The 1,542-nt window shown below is 39.1% G+C and carries 2 protein-coding genes; both read left to right on the top strand.

Annotated elements, in window-relative coordinates; genetic code table 11:
- A partial coding sequence (locus VHA02S_RS24720) for a hypothetical protein (protein ID WP_218000903.1) occupies nt 1-829 on the top strand: 829 nt, incomplete at its 5' end.
- Nucleotides 830-971: 142 nt separating this feature from the next.
- A complete protein-coding gene (locus tag VHA02S_RS24715; protein WP_038899443.1) occupies nt 972-1,514 on the top strand; it encodes a hypothetical protein in 543 nt (180 codons plus the stop codon).
- The last annotated feature ends 28 nt before the right edge of the window (nt 1,515-1,542 follow it).

The raw sequence follows: 1,542 nt of genomic DNA, 5'->3' as shown, positions 1-1,542 counted from the left end.
TCGCTCACCCCTTAACAAGGCGTTAGGCTTTTTTAACAAGTTCGGAGTAGTATTGAAAAATTTAAGAAAGTTAGTTCATTACGGACTGTTAGTTATCTTGTTTGGTATTTGTTTCCAATCTGTGTTTGAAGTGCAGGCACGCAAAAAACTGAGTCTTCAGTTAGAAAACAAGATTCAGCAGTATGAAAGCAAAACTGTGGAATCTTTCAAAGAGATTGAAGCGCTTTTTAATTTGCCCGTGTACTCGGATGAATCACACAGTTATGAAGCAAACGAGTATGTTTACACTTACCGACGTATCAAAAATTACTTGGACGAATCACAAGTATCAACAGTTGATGTTCAAGTCTTAAAAGCAAACCAAGCTTTACTGCTTGCTGTTAGAGAAATCGGGTTGCAAATGAGTACAACTGAAGCCGGCAAGGTTGCAAGTGATCCTCTGATCTTTATCTATGAGAATTTATCTAAAAACGTGACGTTTGGTGAGGGTGCGGATCGCCTTTCAATACCTTTTTTTCCTGTCTTAAGCGATTCAACATTATTTCTAATTGCTCTTACTTGTGCTGGAGCTGTTGGTTCTGCGTTTAGGGCAATAAATGATATCCAGACAGCATTTGTTCGTCCGTTTTTAATAGGCTCAATCACCGGCTTTGTTGTTTTTCTCGTACTTCAAAGTGGTGTGTATCTCGTGTTTGCCGATGTCCGCACAGCATTGGTTGACTTTAATATGTATACAAACACACTTTTTGCCTTTGGTGCTGGGTTCTTTAATAACGAGTTAATCTCTTTTGTAAGGCAAAAATTAGTCAGTGCAACAGGACAAGCCTAACAAAGCGTTTAAGACGGATTCACAACGCTTGGCATTTTTGGTTTGTATCAGCTTAAGTGTTTACGGCACAATGGTTTAGGTTAGGTGGTTGCGTTGTTCACCACTTAACGCGGCGTTAGTTTTCCAATTAGGTTTAGTGGTAATGACAAAAAGAGATTTTGATTTTATAGCGACTTTAGTCGCTGAATTTTTTCAACAAAGGCACATTAAAAAGCGCCTCGAATTGATTGAGTCGAAACCCATCACTGGTTGGGAGGTTTGGCTACAAGTCGAGTTTTCGGTTTTTTTAGAAGCTCAGTTAGAGGTTGCATATTGGGAGAGAGAGTTTCAATACTCTATAGACCGAAGAAAAGCTAGACATCGTGAGTATATGGCTATTGATTTTGTTATTCGCAAGAAAAATGCAACTCGAGGTCAGTATATCGCTCTTGAGATTAAACAGAATTCTAGTGTCAAATCGTGCATTCGAGGCATGATGGAAGATACACATAAAGTAGCTTTAGTTAAGGGCTCTCACGATGACTTGAGAAGTATGTGGACCTTGGGGATTCATCCAAATATTGGCGAAGACGCGCTTCTGGATATTATTTATGAATATGCTGAATGTTTTGATATAGAGTTAATCTCCGGCTGTGTAGCCACGCAACCAATAGGTATGACTAAACTTGCTTACACGCTCTTCTAAAACTAACAAGCTGTTTAAGAGTGATTCG

Source organism: Vibrio harveyi NBRC 15634 = ATCC 14126 = KCTC 12724, assembly GCF_001591145.1.
Taxonomy (GTDB): domain Bacteria; phylum Pseudomonadota; class Gammaproteobacteria; order Enterobacterales; family Vibrionaceae; genus Vibrio; species Vibrio harveyi.
This window is presented reverse-complemented; position numbering and strand designations above follow the sequence as displayed.